At 68.7% G+C, this 15,793-nt stretch carries 17 protein-coding genes; 9 read left to right on the forward strand and 8 right to left on the reverse strand.

The annotated features are described in order from the left end of the window. Window positions 1–96 precede the first annotated feature (96 nt). The gene (locus D0C15_RS13105; RefSeq protein WP_116044621.1) at window positions 97–855 is read left to right on the forward strand and encodes an SDR family NAD(P)-dependent oxidoreductase; all 759 of its coding nucleotides are present in this window, start codon (window positions 97–99) and stop codon (window positions 853–855) included. Between the two features lies 1 nt (window position 856). Here D0C15_RS13105 and D0C15_RS13110 read toward each other — a convergent pair whose 3' ends face one another. Then, complete coding sequence (locus D0C15_RS13110) at window positions 857–1,849, reverse strand: helix-turn-helix transcriptional regulator (protein ID WP_211323186.1); 993 nt, start codon at window positions 1,847–1,849, stop codon at window positions 857–859. A 125-nt stretch (window positions 1,850–1,974) separates the two neighbouring features. Between D0C15_RS13110 and D0C15_RS13115 the strand changes: the two genes are divergently transcribed. Continuing rightward, window positions 1,975–2,436, forward strand: coding sequence for a VOC family protein (locus D0C15_RS13115; RefSeq protein WP_116044625.1), 462 nt, complete (start codon window positions 1,975–1,977; stop codon window positions 2,434–2,436). 53 nt (window positions 2,437–2,489) lie between these two features. Here the strand turns inward: D0C15_RS13115 and D0C15_RS13120 are convergent, their stop codons facing one another. Further along, on the reverse strand, window positions 2,490–4,148 hold the full coding sequence (locus tag D0C15_RS13120; protein ID WP_116044627.1) for a TM0106 family RecB-like putative nuclease: 1,659 nt from the start codon (window positions 4,146–4,148) through the stop codon (window positions 2,490–2,492). A gap of 108 nt (window positions 4,149–4,256) precedes the next feature. Between D0C15_RS13120 and D0C15_RS13125 the strand changes: the two genes are divergently transcribed. Beyond that, window positions 4,257–4,766 (forward strand): DUF6474 family protein, encoded by a 510-nt coding sequence (locus D0C15_RS13125; RefSeq protein ID WP_245975742.1) that lies wholly within the window; start codon window positions 4,257–4,259, stop codon window positions 4,764–4,766. Window positions 4,767–4,910: 144 nt separating this feature from the next. Here the strand turns inward: D0C15_RS13125 and D0C15_RS13130 are convergent, their stop codons facing one another. The 4 genes from D0C15_RS13130 to D0C15_RS13145 all read right to left on the reverse strand — a co-directional run bounded on the left by D0C15_RS13130 (window position 4,911) and on the right by D0C15_RS13145 (window position 8,534). Continuing rightward, window positions 4,911–5,888 carry a glycine betaine ABC transporter substrate-binding protein gene (locus D0C15_RS13130; protein ID WP_116044630.1) on the reverse strand — a complete coding sequence of 326 codons (978 nt, stop codon included), beginning with the start codon at window positions 5,886–5,888 and terminating at the stop codon, window positions 4,911–4,913. Next, entirely contained in the window at window positions 5,885–6,661 is a 777-nt protein-coding gene (locus D0C15_RS13135) for an ABC transporter permease (protein ID WP_116044632.1), read from the reverse strand. The genes D0C15_RS13130 and D0C15_RS13135 overlap by 4 nt, the downstream gene beginning before the upstream one ends. 73 nt (window positions 6,662–6,734) lie before the next feature. After that, window positions 6,735–7,892, reverse strand: coding sequence for an ABC transporter ATP-binding protein (locus tag D0C15_RS13140; RefSeq protein ID WP_116044634.1), 1,158 nt, complete (start codon window positions 7,890–7,892; stop codon window positions 6,735–6,737). After that, entirely contained in the window at window positions 7,893–8,534 is a 642-nt protein-coding gene (locus tag D0C15_RS13145; RefSeq protein ID WP_116044636.1) for an ABC transporter permease, read from the reverse strand. Window positions 8,535–8,824: 290 nt separating this feature from the next. Between D0C15_RS13145 and D0C15_RS13150 the strand changes: the two genes are divergently transcribed. The 4 genes from D0C15_RS13150 to D0C15_RS13165 all read left to right on the forward strand — a co-directional run bounded on the left by D0C15_RS13150 (window position 8,825) and on the right by D0C15_RS13165 (window position 11,829). Beyond that, complete coding sequence (locus D0C15_RS13150; RefSeq protein WP_116044638.1) at window positions 8,825–9,334, forward strand: hypothetical protein; 510 nt, start codon at window positions 8,825–8,827, stop codon at window positions 9,332–9,334. A gap of 67 nt (window positions 9,335–9,401) precedes the next feature. Beyond that, window positions 9,402–10,178, forward strand: a complete 777-nt coding sequence (locus D0C15_RS13155; protein ID WP_116044640.1) for a YcnI family copper-binding membrane protein — start codon at window positions 9,402–9,404, stop codon at window positions 10,176–10,178. A gap of 92 nt (window positions 10,179–10,270) precedes the next feature. Then, a complete protein-coding gene (locus D0C15_RS13160) occupies window positions 10,271–10,801 on the forward strand; it encodes a copper resistance CopC family protein (protein WP_116044707.1) in 531 nt (176 codons plus the stop codon). Beyond that, window positions 10,798–11,829, forward strand: a complete 1,032-nt coding sequence (locus D0C15_RS13165) for a copper resistance D family protein (RefSeq protein WP_116044642.1) — start codon at window positions 10,798–10,800, stop codon at window positions 11,827–11,829. The genes D0C15_RS13160 and D0C15_RS13165 overlap by 4 nt, the downstream gene beginning before the upstream one ends. Before the next feature lie 189 nt (window positions 11,830–12,018). Here D0C15_RS13165 and D0C15_RS13170 read toward each other — a convergent pair whose 3' ends face one another. Beyond that, complete coding sequence (locus D0C15_RS13170; RefSeq protein ID WP_245975743.1) at window positions 12,019–12,945, reverse strand: phosphotransferase enzyme family protein; 927 nt, start codon at window positions 12,943–12,945, stop codon at window positions 12,019–12,021. Window positions 12,946–12,981: 36 nt separating this feature from the next. Next, on the reverse strand, window positions 12,982–14,292 hold the full coding sequence (locus D0C15_RS13175) for an NsdA family TPR-like regulatory protein (protein WP_425455384.1): 1,311 nt from the start codon (window positions 14,290–14,292) through the stop codon (window positions 12,982–12,984). Window positions 14,293–14,719: 427 nt separating this feature from the next. Between D0C15_RS13175 and D0C15_RS35040 the strand changes: the two genes are divergently transcribed. Beyond that, window positions 14,720–15,004, forward strand: coding sequence for a hypothetical protein (locus tag D0C15_RS35040; RefSeq protein WP_425455385.1), 285 nt, complete (start codon window positions 14,720–14,722; stop codon window positions 15,002–15,004). A gap of 13 nt (window positions 15,005–15,017) precedes the next feature. Continuing rightward, window positions 15,018–15,437 carry a hypothetical protein gene (locus D0C15_RS13185; protein ID WP_116044646.1) on the forward strand — a complete coding sequence of 140 codons (420 nt, stop codon included), beginning with the start codon at window positions 15,018–15,020 and terminating at the stop codon, window positions 15,435–15,437. Window positions 15,438–15,793: the final 356 nt, after the last annotated feature.

The raw sequence follows: 15,793 nt of genomic DNA on the forward strand, positions 1-15,793 counted from the left end.
GTACTCCGCGCGACAGGTGAGGAGGCACACTCCCCGAAGGGGCGCGAACGGGCGTTAACCTGTCCGCAGACTGGGAACAGGAAGGACACGGAGAACATGCAGATCAAGGACACCGCGGCCATCGTCACCGGTGGCGCATCCGGCCTGGGTGGCGCGACGGCGAAGGCGTTGGCCGCCAAGGGCGCCCAGGTTTTCGGACTCGACCTCGCCGCCTCCATCGAGAAGGCCGACCAGGTCGACGGCGTGACCTACGTCGAGGCCGACGTGACCAGCGCCGACCAGGTACAGGCCGCGGTGGACCAGGCCGCGGCCGCCGGTGTGCCGCTGCGCACGGTGGTCAACTGCGCGGGCGTCGGCTGGGCGGGGCGCATCCTGTCCAAGAACGGCCCGCACGACCTGGAGCTGTTCCGCAAGGTTCTCGAGGTGAACCTGCTCGGCACGTTCAACGTGATGCGCCTCGGCGCGGATGCCGTCGCCAAGACCGAGCCGCTGGCCGACGACGCCCGCGGTGTCGTGATCAACACCGCCTCGGTGGCCGCGTTCGACGGGCAGATCGGCCAGATCGCCTACTCCGCGTCCAAGGGCGGCGTCGCCGGTATGACCCTGCCCGCCGCGCGTGACCTGGCCAAGCACGGTATCCGCGTGATGACCATCGCCCCCGGCATCATCGACACCCCGATGCTCGCGGGCGTCGGCGAGGAGTTCCGCGCCGGTCTGGCAGCCGGTGTGCCGTTCCCGCAGCGCCTCGGCCGCCCGGACGAGTACGCGCAGCTCGCGGTGAACATCGTCGAGCACGACTACCTGAACGGTGAGGTCATCCGCCTCGACGGTTCGCTGCGGATGGCTCCGCGCTGAGTCAGTGGGGCGGCCCGGCCACGACTGTCGTATCCGGGCCGCCCGCCGACAGCAGTCGCTGTGCCAGCGCCTGACAGCGACTCCTGAGCTCCGGCGGGTCGAGTACCTCGAATTCGTGCCCCAGCAGTAGTACGTGCATGAGCACGAAATCGAGGTTGCCGCCGCCGCTGCGTACTTCGCAGCGCTCGCTTCCGTGCGGTTGCACGATGGCGGCCGAAGGCGGCACCTGCGCGCGCACGGTGTCGGCCGACGCGTGCACGAGAAAGCGCGCTTGGTGCGGATAGACCCGGCTCGCCACACTCTCCTGCACGTAGGTCGCCGCGTCCGGTGCCGCGCGTGGCTGGAAGCGCCAGGTCCGCGCCGACACCCCGGTCATCCGATCGACGCGGAAGCTACGCCAGTCGTCGCGGTCGAGGTCGTAGGCGAAGAGATACCAGCGCCGGTCGGAGGCGACCAGGCGATAGGGCTCGACGCGACGCGCTCGCACCTTGCTCCCTGCCGGGTAGTCGAAGCCTGCCTCGACCTCGTCGCGGCAGGCTCTGGCGAGTGTCATGAGCACGTCGGGATCGACCGGTGCACGACCACCGTCGAAGGACTCCACCGAACCGGCGAGTGCGCGCACCTCGTACCGCAACCGGGTGGGCAGTACGCGGTCCAGCTTGCTCAACGCCCGGAGTGCGGCCTCACCCGCACCGGCGACCGAGCCACCCGCGCCCGCGAGCAGCGAGACCGCGGTGGCGATCGCCTCCTCGTCGTCCAGCAGCAGCGGCGGCAGTTCCTGCCCCCGGCCGAGCTGGTAGCCGCCACCGATCCCCTGACCGGCATGTACCGGATAGCCGAGCGCACGCAACCGCTCGACATCTCGCCGGACCGTGCGCGAGGTGATCCCGAGCCGGTCGGCCAGTTCCGGGCCGGTCCAGACCCGGCGCTGCTGCAGCAGCCCGAGCAGGGTGAGCACCCGCTCCGTCGTACCCAGCTCGGCACCGCCTGCCATGTCCACATCGACCACTCTGACGAACATAGCGGACCGATACTGTCCGCTTTGGGTGCCAGAGTCGGCCGCATGGACGTACAAGAACGCAATCGGAACCGAACGCCGCACGTGAACGGAGCGACGCGATGAGCCGCCACATCCAGGTCACCTTCGACGCCCACGATCCGAGGGCGCTGTCGGCTTTCTGGCGCGAAGCACTTGACTACGTGCACCCGGCACCGCCCGGGGTCGAACTGGCCGAGGGCGACGACGCTTTCGCCGCCTGGGACGTCTTCCTCGAGCGGATCGGCGTCCCCGAAGCTCAGCGCAATTCGAGCTCGGCGATCGAGGACCCGGACGGGCAGGGCCCGCGGCTGTTCTTCCAGCAGGTGCCGGAGGACAAGGTGGCCAAGAACCGCGTCCACATCGACGTCCGTGCGGCTCCAGGACTACAGGGAGAGCAGCGGATGGCGGCGCTGGAGGCCGAGTGCGACCGGCTCGTCGCGCTGGGGGCGAAGCGGGTGAGCCGCTTCGAGCCCGATCCCCCGATGAGCGGCGGTTTCATCGTGCTGACCGACCCCGAGGGCAACGAGTTCTGCCTGGACTGACGACTTCCCGAAACCGAGCCGACCGGCGACGGCTCGGTTTCGGGCCGGTCGGATCAGAGATCTCCCATGTACGGGACCTGGGTGATCGCGGGGCTGGTCATCCACTCGCGGAGCACGTAGGTGGCCCGGACGTCGTCCTCGTTGTAGCGCAGCAGGCGCCCGCGCTGGGCGGGGTCCGGCGCGGCCCCGTCCATCCCCACCGCGTCGCGGTACCAGCGCATCGAGGCCTCGCCGCCCGCTTCCGGGTCCCGCCACCGGAAGCCGGCGACCGGGGCGACGACCTTCAGCCCCTTGCCATGGGAGCAGAGGAACTGGTCGGAGACGCTGCGGAAGAGGTCAACCCACTCGTCGGAGTCGACGAACTCCCGCACCTCGCCGAGCGAGGGAACACCGTCCAGCCCGGCGAACCGCTGTACCGAGCCGAACAGCCAGCGGTTCTCCGCCATGGCGTTGTAGCAGTACGCGCGGAACGTCAGTCCCGCCTCGGCGGTGCGGCGGCGGACCTCGCGCAGCCAGGCCCAGAACTGCGCGAACGAGCGTGCCTCGTCGGTCGTCGGCAGCGGCTCCCAGGTGGCGAACGCGCGATAGCCCTGTTCGAGCCCGATGTCCACGCCGCTGAGCAGGCAGCCCCACAGGTAGGCACCGGAGTCGCCGAAACTCTCCATGTCGATATCGACCTCGACGTCCGCCCTCGGCACGACGACCTCGGCGACCCTGCGGACCACGGTCAGGTCGGCGAGCCAGGCCCTCGCCAGCGCGACGGCATCGGTGAAGGTCGTCCCGGTCCACTGCACCGGCGGCTCGTCATCCGCGTCGAGGGCGGCGAGCTTGTCGACCGTGGACACCCCGACCTTGCGCAGTTCCACCGCGTCCTCACCGCGCACCACCAGGCTCACGTCCCGGGTGCGGATCAGCTCGGCGTTGCAGGTCGGCCACCACGGGCAACTGCGGCATTCGACGATCCTGGACGGCTCGGCGAGGGCTTCGCGCTGCTCGGCGGCCGCGCTGGCCACGGCCCGCCGGTCGGCGAAGCGAGCGTCGTACTCGGCGAGCGCGGTGCGCCCACCGGGCCAGGTCGGAACATCGAGGTCGTGCCAGAGCACCACGTCGGCGTCGAGACCGATCACTCCGCCCAGCGCACGGCCCTGCTCGGCATGCCCCGCGGCCTGCAGCAGCCGCCGCAGGTGCGCCAGCCGCAGCTGGTCGCGCGGCTGTGACCGCACCTTGCGTTCGGGGTCGGCACTCGCGTGCGCGGGCTCGAGGTCGGTCACCGGGGTGGTCCGGGCTCCGGAACCCCGATCGGTGATGCGGTGGCGAACCACGAGCACCGGCAGGTACCCCTGCTCGGTGCGGACCAGCAGCTCGGAACCGCCCCTGCGGCCCGCGGCATGGTCTGCGGGCAGGAGTGCGCCCCAGATGAACGGGACGCCCCGGGCCAGCGCCGAACGGGTGCGCTGCACCCGCTCGCTCGCGGGCAGGTCACGCGGCACGGTCACCCAGTGCTCGGTCGCGGCGCCCGGCTCGGGCGTGGTGGCCTCGAGCAACCGCCCCGCGATGTCCGCCCGATGAGCCGCGGCGTCGGCGATGCGTTGTTCGATGGCTGGATCCGGTGGGCCCAGATCGACCCCCCGCATGGCCGGATCGTGCTCGAGGTGCACCCTGCGTCGGCAGCGGGTGACCACACCCGCGTCCAGCAGCACCTCGAAACTCATGGGGTTCACTCTAGAAGCGGCCACCGACACCGGCCGACATGCCCGCCCGGAGGGCGACCAGTAAGTTCTGTCCGGGTAACGCCGCTCGAGGTGGAGGCAGGTGACGAAGTGCGCTCACGAAGCCGCAGGACCAGCAAGTCCGAGAGGGCTGCTGCCAAGTCCGCACGGAAGGCGGACAGGAAGGCGGAGAAGGACACCGTGAAGAAGGCCCGAAACGCTGTCGGTGTCGCCAAGGTGATCGCCCCGGCCGTCATCCCGGTGGTCGCCCCGTTCGCCGTGCACGCGGCGGGGGCGGCACGCGAGGCATACGACCGCTACCAGGCACGCAAGCTCGGAGTGGCGGTCGACCGGTTGCACGAGTTCACCGGAAGGGGCGCCGCGCTGCACGCCCGGATCGCCGGGCTCTCCGACGGGCTGCGCGAACTGCGAGCCGCCGACCGGGCGACCGAAGACGACCGTGAGTTCACCGCGGACGGGCTGGCCACACTGGAACAACTCGCGGCCTCAGTGCGGGCCGCCGAGCGGATGCCGACGTCGCGCCGCAAGGCCGCGCATCGCGCGGTCGCCGCCGAGCTCGACACCCTCGAGAACAACCTCCTGCGCCGCTTCGGCCTCTAGCGTCCTCATCGGCATGGGACTGTCGCGATAGCCACTCGCACTTTCCCGGGAAAGTGCGAGTGGCCGCGAACTCCCGTCCCAGGTCACCGGCGTGCCGTGTCGCACTTTCCCGGGAAAGTGCGACACGACTCTAGAGTTGGGCGGTCACGTCTCGGGGGTCGTGATGAAGCCCTGCTCGACCATCCAGTCGCGGGCGACCTCGCCCGGCTCCCGGCCCTCCACGTCGACCTGCTTGTTCAGCTCGATCAGCGTCTCGTTGTCCAGCGCATCGGACACCGGCTGCAGCACATCCGCGATCTGCGGGTGTGCGTCGAGGAACTCCTTGCGCACGGTGATCGCCGCGTTGTACTGCGGGAAGGCGAGCTTGTCGTCCTTCAGCACCTTCAGCCCGAGTCCGGCGATCCGGCCGTCGGTGGTGAAGACCTCCCCGATCGGGCAGGTTCCGCCGTCGACGGCGGCGTAGATGGCCCCGATGCCGAACTGCTTCACCTCGGTGACCGGGAAGCCGTAGGCGTTCTCCGCCGCGGGAAAGCCGTCCTGCCTGCTGATGAACTCGGTTTCGAGGCAGTACACCGCCTCCGCCGGGTTCTCCTTCAGGAACGCGGCGAGGTCACTCATCGTCTCCAGGTCGTGCTTGGCGGCGTACTCCTCCGTGGTCGCCAGCCCGTACTGATTGTTCAGCGGCGAGTAGTCCAGCCAGACGACACCGTTCTGTTCGAGGTCGGCCTTCCTGGTGGCCTCGTACTGGGCCTGCTCCCCGCCCGGCACCGGCAGTTCGTTGCCCAGGTAGTTGATCCAGCCGGTACCGGTGTACTCCCACATCACGTCGACCTCGCCGCTGAGCAGCGCCTGCCGCGAGCTGCTCGAGCCCTTGATGTCGGTCAGATCGGTGACGTCGGCGCCCGCCGCCGAAAGGGCGAGTTCGGCCAGGTACCCGAGCAGGATCTGTTCGGTGAAGTCCTTGGACCCCACGGTGATGTCGACACCCTCGAGTTCGGGCACGGCCTGGATCGAGCCTGGCTCGACCTTGAACGGCAGTGCCGCGTTGACGTCCAGTCCACAGCCCGCCAGTGAGACGCCGAGCAGGGCCGTGCCCAGCGCGGCCTTGAGCCGGTGTTTCATCGCAGTCCCTTCGGTCCGAGGTACTGCTCCGCCACCGCGCCGAGCCAGTCGATCAGCAGCGCGAGGCCTACGGCCAGCACCGCGCCGGTGACCAGCACCTTCGTCAGAGCGAGTTTGTATCCGGTGTCGATCAGCACGCCGAAGCCGCCCGCGTCCACGAAGTGGGCCAGCGTCGCGGTCCCGACCGCCAGCACCAGCGAGGTCCGCAGACCGGCCAGCATCAACGGCACGGCCAGCGGGAACTCGATCCGCCACAGCACGCTCGAGCTGGACATCCCGACCCCGCGACCGGCGTCCACCAGTGCCGGATCAACCTGCTGCAGGCCGACCATGGTGTTTCGCAGCACCGGCAGCAGCGAGTAGAACGCCAGCGGGATCGATGCCACCCACAACCCGGTCCACCCGGTGAGCAGGAAGAACAGCACCAGCACACCGAGCGCGGGGGCCGCCTGTCCGATGTTGGCGATGGCCAGGAATACCGGCGCGAGCACCTTGGCCCTGGGCCGGGTCAGCGCGATACCGAGCGGCACCGCGATGCCCACGACCAGCGCGGTGACCACGATGGTGATCAGCAGGTGCTCGCCGAGCAGTCTCAGCACCGAGGAGACGTTCAACGTCTCCCGTTCCGTGGCGTTCAGCTCGCCCGCGAACGCCCAGATCAGCACCGCGCCGACGATCACCACCACGGCGGCGGGCTGGGCGACCAGCTTGATCCGCTCGGCCCGCTTCGAACCGGACTCGGTGGAGAATCCCTGCGTATCGACCGAGCTCATTTTCCTTGCCTCACTCGCCGGCGGGCTGCACATCGCTCAATGCCGTACCCGACTCGCTCACGGTGCCGGTCGCTCATGACGGCGCACCCTCTGCATGCTCCTCACGAAGCTGCGCGATGGTGTCGGTGACCGTCTTGATGTCGATCGTGCCGACGAACTCGCCGCGCCCACCGGTCACCACGGCGTTGCCGCCCTCGATGAGGATCGCCTCCAGCGCGTCCTGCAAGGTCGACTGGGTACTCACCGGGTCACCGACCGGCCGTCCCGTGGTGAGGAGGGAGGTCGCGCTGCCCAGGTTGCGGACGTGCACCCAGCGCAACGGGCGTTTGCGCTTGTCGAGCACCAGCGCGTAGGTCCTGCGCCGCTCGGTCATCCGCTCACGCAGCGCGGTGGGCGACTCGTCGACGCTCGCGGTGAGCACATCGTCGTTGGTGTAGTTGATGTCGCGTACGCGCAGCAGGGTGAGCTGCTTGAGCGACGCTCCCGCGCCGACGAATCCGGCGACCGTGTCGTCGGCCGGGTTGGCCAGGATCGCCTCCGGGGTGTCGTACTGCAGGATCGAGGAACGGTCGCCGAGCACCGCGATCTTGTCGCCGAGCTTGACCGCCTCGTCGAAGTCGTGGGTGACGAACACGATCGTCTTACGCAGTTCCACCTGCAGGCGCAGGAGCTCGTCCTGCAGGTTTCCCCTGGTGATCGGGTCCACCGCGCCGAACGGCTCGTCCATCAGCAGGACCGGCGGATCCGCGGCAAGTGCCCTGGCCACGCCCACCCGCTGCTGCTGTCCACCGGAGAGCTGGCGCGGAAAGCGGTCCCGGTACTCCGAGGGCTCGAGGCCGACGAGGTCCATCATCTCGTCCACTCGATCGGCGACCTGCTTCTTGTCCCAGCCGAGCAGGCCGGGCACGACGCTGATGTTCTGCGCCACGGTGAAGTGCGGGAAGAGCCCTGCCTGCTGGATCGCGTAGCCGATCTTGCGGCGCAGCGTGTCCGGGTTCAGGCTCAGCGCATCCTCGCCACCGATGGTGATCTGCCCCGAGGTCGGCTCGATAAGACGGTTGATCATGCGCATGGTGGTCGTCTTGCCACAGCCGGAGGGGCCGACGAAGACGACGATCTTGCCGGCCGGAACCACCATGGAGAAGTCGTCCACCGCGGGCTCCTTGCTGCCCGGGTAGCGCTTCGTCACGTGCTCCAGCTGGATCTCGACGCCGGAAACTTGATCAGGCACTTAGACACCCCTCGGGACAGTGAAACGGGCGATCAGGACATAGAGGCCGTCGACGAGCAGCGCGAGGATGACGACCCCGAGCGTGCCCGCGAGGGCCTCGTTGAGGGCGTTCGCGCTACCGGCGCCGGTCAGCCCGGAGAAGACCTCCGAACCGAGCCCAGGCCCTTTCGCGTATGCGGCGATCACCGCGATACCCATGAGCATCTGCGTGGCGACGCGCATGCCCGCGAGAATCGCGGGCCAGGCCAGCCGCAACTCGACCCTGGTCAGCACCCGGATCCGGTTCATGCCGATGCCCTTCGCGGCGTCGGAGACGGCCGGATCGACCCCACCGAGCCCGACGATCGTGTTCCGCACGATCGGCAGCAGTGCGTAGAGCACCAGCGCGATCACGGTCGGCTCGACGCCGAGACCCACGACGGGGATCAGCAGACCGAACAGCGCGAAGGAAGGGATCGTGAGGATCGTGCTGGCCAGGGCGGTGGCGATCGACGAACCGAGCGGGCTCCGGTAGACGGCGATGCCGATCAGGATGCCGACGACGGCGGCGATGATCGTGGACTGCACGACCACGCTGACGTGCAGCCAGCTCTGCAGGGACAGCCGGTCCCAGCGGTCGACCACGTACTCAAACAAATTCATGCCTCACCCATTCGGTGCAGCAGTGCCAGCGGTGCGCCTACAGTTGCCGAAGATCTGTTGAACGGCAACCTAAGCGCGCGGCGGTATCCCCCACTATGCTCGCTCACACCGCCTCCCACCAGGGAAGATAACCATTTCGACAGTGGTTCACCGAAATCGGCATCGGGTTACTTTCGCCACCCTCCCGGCCGTCGTGCTCGTCGTCCGCGGTCGAATACCCTGGCTGGGTGACCAGGTCTCCGCATACGCACCGCGCTCGTCGCGGTCGTGCTGCGGAAACGGGTGTCGCGATGGCCAGAGGCATCCTCCTCGCCATCGCGTCGGCCGCACTGGCGATCACCGCGCACGCGGTGGCCGATGGCGGTCTGCCGAACACCGCGCTGATCCTGCTGCTGACAGTGCTGATCGGCTGGGTCTCCACCGCGATGGCGGAGCACACCCGAGGCCCCGCCGGCATTCTGGCGGTACTCGGCTGCGCCCAGCTGCTGATGCACCTGGCCCTCAGTGAGCTGGTCGTCAGCCACGGCACGAATGCCGCACCCGAGTACGACGCGTCCGCGATGACCGCGGCCCACGTCGTCGCCACGGTGTTCACCGCGCTGATCCTGGCGCGGGCGGAGTCCGCGCTGCTCGCGGCCGCGGCCAGCGTGCGCCTGTTGCTGCCGATCTTCTGGCGGCCCGCTCCGGTCCCGGCCGCGGCACCACTTCCGACGATCGCGCTGCCGCAGGGCAGCACCCTGGTGGTGTCGGTGCTCGTGCCGAGGGTTCTCGGCCTGCGCGGGCCACCGCTCTTCTCCTGATTCATCCGTCGGTCCGGTGAGCCCGGCCGGGTTCACCGCATTCACTCTGATCAGGAGTTCTTTCGTCATGTCGAAAAACCGTCATACCCCTATCCGGCCGCTGAGCAGGGCGGGGCTGCTGACCGCGGCCCTCGGTACCGCGGGCCTGCTCACGCTGGGACTGCCGGGGCTCGCCTCCGCGCATGTCACGGCCAATGTCTACGGCGAGCAGCCGGCCAAGGGCGGCTACGGCGCGATCGTGCTGCGGGTGCCGAACGAGGAGCCCGACGCGGGTACCACGAAGGTCTCGGTGACCATCCCGGCCGAGTACGCGCTCGGTTCGGTTCGCACGAAGCCCGTGCCCGGCTGGACCGCCGAGGTCACCAAGACCCAGCTGCCCGAACCCGTCCGCAACGGCCGCGACGCCGAGGTCAGCGAGGTGGCCACCAGCATCACCTGGACCGCGCAGGGGGAGAACAAGATCGCCGCGGGCACCACGGAGTACCAGGAGTTCGCGTTCTCCGCGGGCCCGCTGCCGAACACGGTGGACACACTCGTCCTGCCCACAGCACAGACCTATGCGGGCGGCAAGGTCGTGAACTGGGAGGACCCACCGCCCGCCGAGGGCGCAGAGGAGCCGGAGCACCCGGCGCCGACCGTCGCGCTGGCCGAAGCCGGCAAGGACGGCCACGGGCACGGCGGGGAGTCCGAAGATGGTGACCACGGTGCGGCGGCGGCCTCCGCCGGCGACGACACCGCCCGCTGGCTGGGCGGAACCGGTCTCGCGGTCGGCGCATTGGGCCTCGGGGTCGGCGCGGGCGCGCTCCTACGCTCGCGCAGGAACGCTCCGAAGGGCGAGCAGTGAGGCCGCTCGTCGGAGCGGCGGAAAGTGCGGCCGTGGTGACACGAGTTCGCCGAAAGGCTCCGAGGCGTGGTCTCGCGGTGGTCGCCATCGCGATGCTCGCGATGCTCGCCGGGGCGGGTCCCGCCGCCGCGCACAACGCGCTGGTCTCCTCGGATCCCGAGGACGGGGCACAGCTGGCCGAGGGACCGGAGCGGATCACCCTGACCTTCGACCAGTTCGTGCAGGACGCCGACGTCAATCAGGTGGCGGTGACCGGTCCGGACGGTGGTCAGTGGGCCGAGGGCGCCGTGGAGGTGCGGGAGAACGTCGTGACCGCGCCGCTGCGCCCGCTGGGTCCCGCGGGTGAATACACGCTGGGCTTCCGGATCCTGTCGGCGGACGGGCACCCGGTCGCGGAGAAGATCCAGTTCACCCTCACCACAGCGGGCACCGGGACACCGGTGGCGGGTGCGACCGCACCGACCGACGGCAGCGATCCAGGTACCGAGACAGGAGCGGCCGACAACGCCGAAGACGAGACCGGCTCCGGCGGAGTCCCGATCTGGGTGTGGATCGTGGCGGCCGTCGTGCTGCTCGGTGTCGGACTGACCCTGGCGCTCAGGATGGGACGGAACGCCCAGTGACAAGGGCCGGGACCACCTCCGGCGCCCGCTACTCCATCGCGCTCTGCCTGCTCGCGGCGGCGCTCACCGGTGCGCTCATCGGTGTCGCGCTGACCGCGACCGCGCCGATCCCCGGAGTGACGGACGTCAGCGAGGTGGTCTCGGCCGCCATCGGCGTCACCAGAGTGCTGCTCAACCTGGCCGCGGTCGCCACGGTCGGGCTGTCCCTGCTGCCGGTGCTGATCGCCGCCGAGGCCACCGGCCGGGGCGGACGCGTCGAACCGGTGCTGCTTCAGGCGCGGCGGGCCGCGCTGGTCAGCGCGTTGGTGTGGTCGATGACCGCCCTGGTCATGCTGATCCTGCAAACAGCGGAGTTCCGGCCGCAGGCCACGGCGATCGGCCCACGGGATCTGTGGGACTACGTCGTGACCGTCGGCGCGGGCAAGGCGCTGCTCATCGTCGCCGGACTGGCCCTTGCGCACGCCGCGCTCGGCGCGTTCGCGCTGCGGCGCGGTGAGCGCGTACCCGCCGAGCTGCGCGTCGGGCTCGGACTTTTCGCGCTGTTGCCGCTCCCGGTCACCGGACACGCCTCGAACTGGGCCTTTCGCGACTACACGATGATCTCCATCGAGTTGCACGTGATGAGTGCGGTGACCTGGACGGGCGGGCTGGCGGCGATGGCGGTCCTGCTGGTCGGCAACCGGACCCTGCTGGCCAGCGCGCTGCCCAGATTCTCCGTGCTCGCGACCGTCTGCCTGGCGCTCACGGCGCTGACCGGACTTTTCAACGGTGTCGTGGAGATCCTGCTGAACCCGAAGGTGACCCTGTTCGCGGGGCTCTTCGGCACGCCGTACGGACTGCTCGTGCTGCTGAAGGTGGCCTGCGTTCTGACCATCGCGCTGATCGGCGCGCATATCCGCTGGCGTCTGCTGCCACGGATCGTCCGGCACCAGCGGACCGCGCTGGCGACGTGGGCATCGCTCGAAGTGACCTTCATGGGTCTGGCGTTCGGTTTCGCGGCCGTACTGACCCGTGCTCCTGTGTCGTGATCGGCACTCGTTCGATGTGAAATTACCGTGAGTAGCTGCAAGTTGCACTTTTGATGGATCGACTGGGTCAACCGGGGTGATTAGTCGGACCGAACTAATAACGCTCCGAGAATGCCCTGTCGGAAAACGGTGAACGGTCAGTTCCTGTCGCCGAACGTCACGAAAAGCCGAGCCGTTACGAGCACAGCGTCACTGAAACCGAGCCCAGCGTGTTCCAGTGCGTCCGGCACGCAGATCGTCCAGCCGCCGGCGCAGCTCGGCCCGGACATCGGGATGGCTGCGCAGGATCGGCAGCACGCTGGTCGTGAGCTTGAGTTCACGCGCTGCCCTGAGTACCGCGAAACCGGGCCATTTCGTTACATCGAATCCGTAGGCGTCGACCAGCATTCGATAGCGACCCGCGGGATCCCCGAACCGCTCCTGTCCCACCGCGAGCGGGGTCAGGTCCCACTCGGGTGGTCCCGCGCAGGCGGAGTCGAAGTCGCAGAGCACGGGCCCGTCGGGGCCCACGATCACGTTGCCAGGGTGTGCGTCGCCGTGGACGAGAGCGGTCGGCAACACGAACTCGAGGCGGGCGATCGCGGCGTCCACCTCGGCGCACCGGTCGAGCAGGAAACGGCGATGGACCGGATCGAGTTCCTCGGCGTCGGCCACCCGGTCGCGCACGTCGTCCAGCGGCGCCCAGGAGACGATGCCGGGCGGCGGCGGCAGGGCGTGTACCCGGCGCAGCAAGCGGGCCAGGTCGGCCGCGGTGGGCGCCCGATCCGCGTGCGGCACCTTCCGCCAGAAGGTGACCAGGTGCTCGCCGACCTCGATCGGCTGCGTCAGATCCGGCAGGAGTTCGATCGCGGGTACGCCGTGCTCGGCGAAGTACCTGGCGACGGCCACGGTCTTGTGCGCGCGGTACCGCAACCTCCTGGACCCGACGATGCGCACGACGACCGGTTGTCCCGCCAGGGAGTACACGGCGTTGTTGGTGAACCGCAGCAGTGTGGCACCACGCGCATCCAGCCCGAGCGAATCGCAGGCCTGCTCCAGCGCGTTATCCAGCTTTTCCCTGGTGAAGCGGCCATCTGGGACCGATTCGGCGATTACTTCCCCCCGACACGACTGCAAAACGCACGAGACTCGGCTCCGTGCCCCCTCCGCTCGCTACGCGGCGAAGATCGCGTTGATCCGTTCCGCGAGATCGCGGGCGTCAGGGTTGTTACGCCTGCGCTCCGCCTCTTCCCGCAACGGTTCCATCCGGTCCTTGACCCGGACCGACTTGAGCCCCTCCGCGCTGTCCAGCGCCTTGCCGCCGACCTTCGCGCCGTGGTCGATATCGCCCTCGAGCAGGTGATTGGTGGCCAGTGCGCTGAGGTTGAACGTCTTGCTCCGGGCCATATCGTCGCCGTAGGCATCGACCGCCCTGGTCAGGGCCGGGATCGCGTACTTCGTGTGCCGGACGTCCACCTTCTGCGCCAGCACGGTGTGCACCGTGCCGACCATGGCGTGTACGTCGGTCTCGTTGAAGAACCGCACCCAGGACTCGGCGTTGGCCAGGTCAGCGCGGGCGAACTCGTCCTTGGCCCTGCCGAGCAGCTTGACCGCCTGGACGTCGTTCTCCATCATCGCGTAGGCCCAGGCCTCGTTGGCGCAGAGCACGGCGACCGCCAGTTCGGAACCGGACTCCTGTGCGGCGATCTGGCCGAGCTGGAACAGCTTGAGCGCGTCGTCAGCGGCCTCTTGGTGCAGGTAGACCCGGCCCATCCGGTAGAGCACGTTGGCCACCAGCGGGTGGTTCTCCCCCTGCTTGGCGAGGTCGAGTGCGTTGGCGAAGTGGTTCCGCGCCGAGTCGAAGAGCCCGGTGTCGAACGAGGTCCAGCCGGCCAGGCTGTGCAGATCGGCCAATGCGACGTACAACCGGGATTTCACGAGCTCGCCACCGCTGGCCTGCAGCATCTGCTGCCCCCAGGACAACTGGGCGACCACCGCGTCGCGGCAGAAACCACCGCCGTACTGGTAGTCGAGCGCGCGCAGCGCCCGTGTCGCTGCTTCCACCTGCCGGACGTCGGTCATCCCGATGCGTCCCGGCGCGGGCGTCCTCGCCGGACTCGCGGCCCAGGCCTCGGAGCTCGGCCCGAAGACCGCCGCTCCCATCGTCACCTGGGCGGCGTGGGCGAGGAACTTCCGCCGTTTCACCGACTCGTCCTCCTCAGCCTGCTGATCGTCGGCAGCACCGACGACCTGAACCGCCGTGGCCTCGTCGTAGGCGAGGCCCATGAATCCCCTGGGTACGCGCAGGCCGTCGGCGATTCTGGCGAGTACGTCGTACGCCATGACCTGACGACCCTTGAGGATCTCCGACACCTCGGACTGCGACTGACCGGTCATTGCGGCGATCTGGCGCTGCGAGATCCCGTGCTTGCGCAGCAGCCGGTAGACCGAGCTGATGTCGCGAGCAGCAAGGGCGTCCCGCATCTCCGGGTCGTCCCATGCTTCTCGCTTCACAGGGCTGACCTGGCGGTCGGCACTCGCGGTGTGGTGATCCATGTGCGCACCCTCACAGTCCCTTGGGCGTCTTCAGCAGCGTAGGCATGCCTATTCAACCGCGCGAAACCCGATTTGTTGAGTCTGATCGGCCCGGCCGAACTTCGCCGACCGCTTAACGTGGAACCAGGTCCGGTCGCCGCTATGACGCGCGCCGGACCTTCTTTCGGCGTTCGATTCGTCGCAATGTAGTTCCTAGTTCTCCGTAAGCGACTCGATACGGACCGCGATCACGGAGAGCTACGAAGGTAGAAGCGAATGCCCGAGAGCGGAAGGAGTCGTGAAGTTCGTGGACTCGATCACAGTCGGACGTACCGCGGCCGTCGCGAGTTCCGTACTTGCACCGGAGGGCTCTCGGGTGAACGGAACGAACGGACACACCACACGCCCTGTCCTGGGGGGACAGTCCACCGCGATCTCCGATCCACGCGCGTCGCACGTGCGCAGGTACGAGAAGGGACAGCCGGTGTGGCGCATCCAGTGCGGCGACCTGATCAGCAGGGAGCGCTGCGTGACGGTGTTCGTCGACCAGAACGAGGTGGTCCTGGTAGGGCCACCCGGCGAGACAGCGCGATTGACCTCAGGCCAGCTCGGCGAACTCAGGGCCGCGCTCAACGAAGCCGCCAAACTGGCGGAAAGGTAACGGTGAGTTCCAGGTGGACGAGATCCTCGGGCAGGTCCTCCGCAATGCGGTGTGGGAACGCCTCGACATGCTCTCCGAACTAGCGAGCCGTGCGGACGCACCGTCACTGGTGTCCGTCGCCCGCTCCGAACTGCCTCGCCTGACCGAGGGCTGGCGGGCCATGCTGCGAGCACACGAGCCGGACGAGCGCGGGGACTGCCCTACCTGTTCCACGCGCTGGCACCGGTGCAAGGCGCCGTGCTCGGTATGGCAGGTCGCCCACGAGCACCTGGTGGCGGGTGGGCTGGCGCCACAGCAGGATTCGCGGAAGCAGAGCCGCAGGCGTAACCACGCGCCGACCGCGGTTCCGCCACGCACACCAGAAACCCAACCCCAGGGACGGCACGCGTTGACGACACCCCGCCACGCCATCGCTGTCGCCCCGGTGCGGTAACTCCCCGATCTCCCCGGACGGCGGGTTCGACCGACCGACTTCCCCCGACCCAGGTCGATGTCGAACTCCCGCCACCAGCTGGCGGTTGGCTCATCCGTACCCCCGAGCGCGATGAGCCAACCGCCGGTTCCCCACCACAATAAGTTCCGATTAATCGAGAAAATATGCATCAAATGCTAGCGGAGGCATCAATCCGCCGCTATCTTGATGATCAAGACTGCTGAGCAGACAACTGCAAAACGCAACTTGTGGATTTCCCCGCCACCAAAGTGGCCCCGAACTCCGCGGGCCGGTGCCGTTGCACTCCCCCTCCCCCGACCGGCACCGGCCCGCGGAGTTCGGGGCCACTTTGGTGG

Origin of the sequence: Amycolatopsis palatopharyngis, from assembly GCF_003385185.1 — a bacterium.
GTDB lineage: Bacteria > Actinomycetota > Actinomycetes > Mycobacteriales > Pseudonocardiaceae > Amycolatopsis > Amycolatopsis palatopharyngis.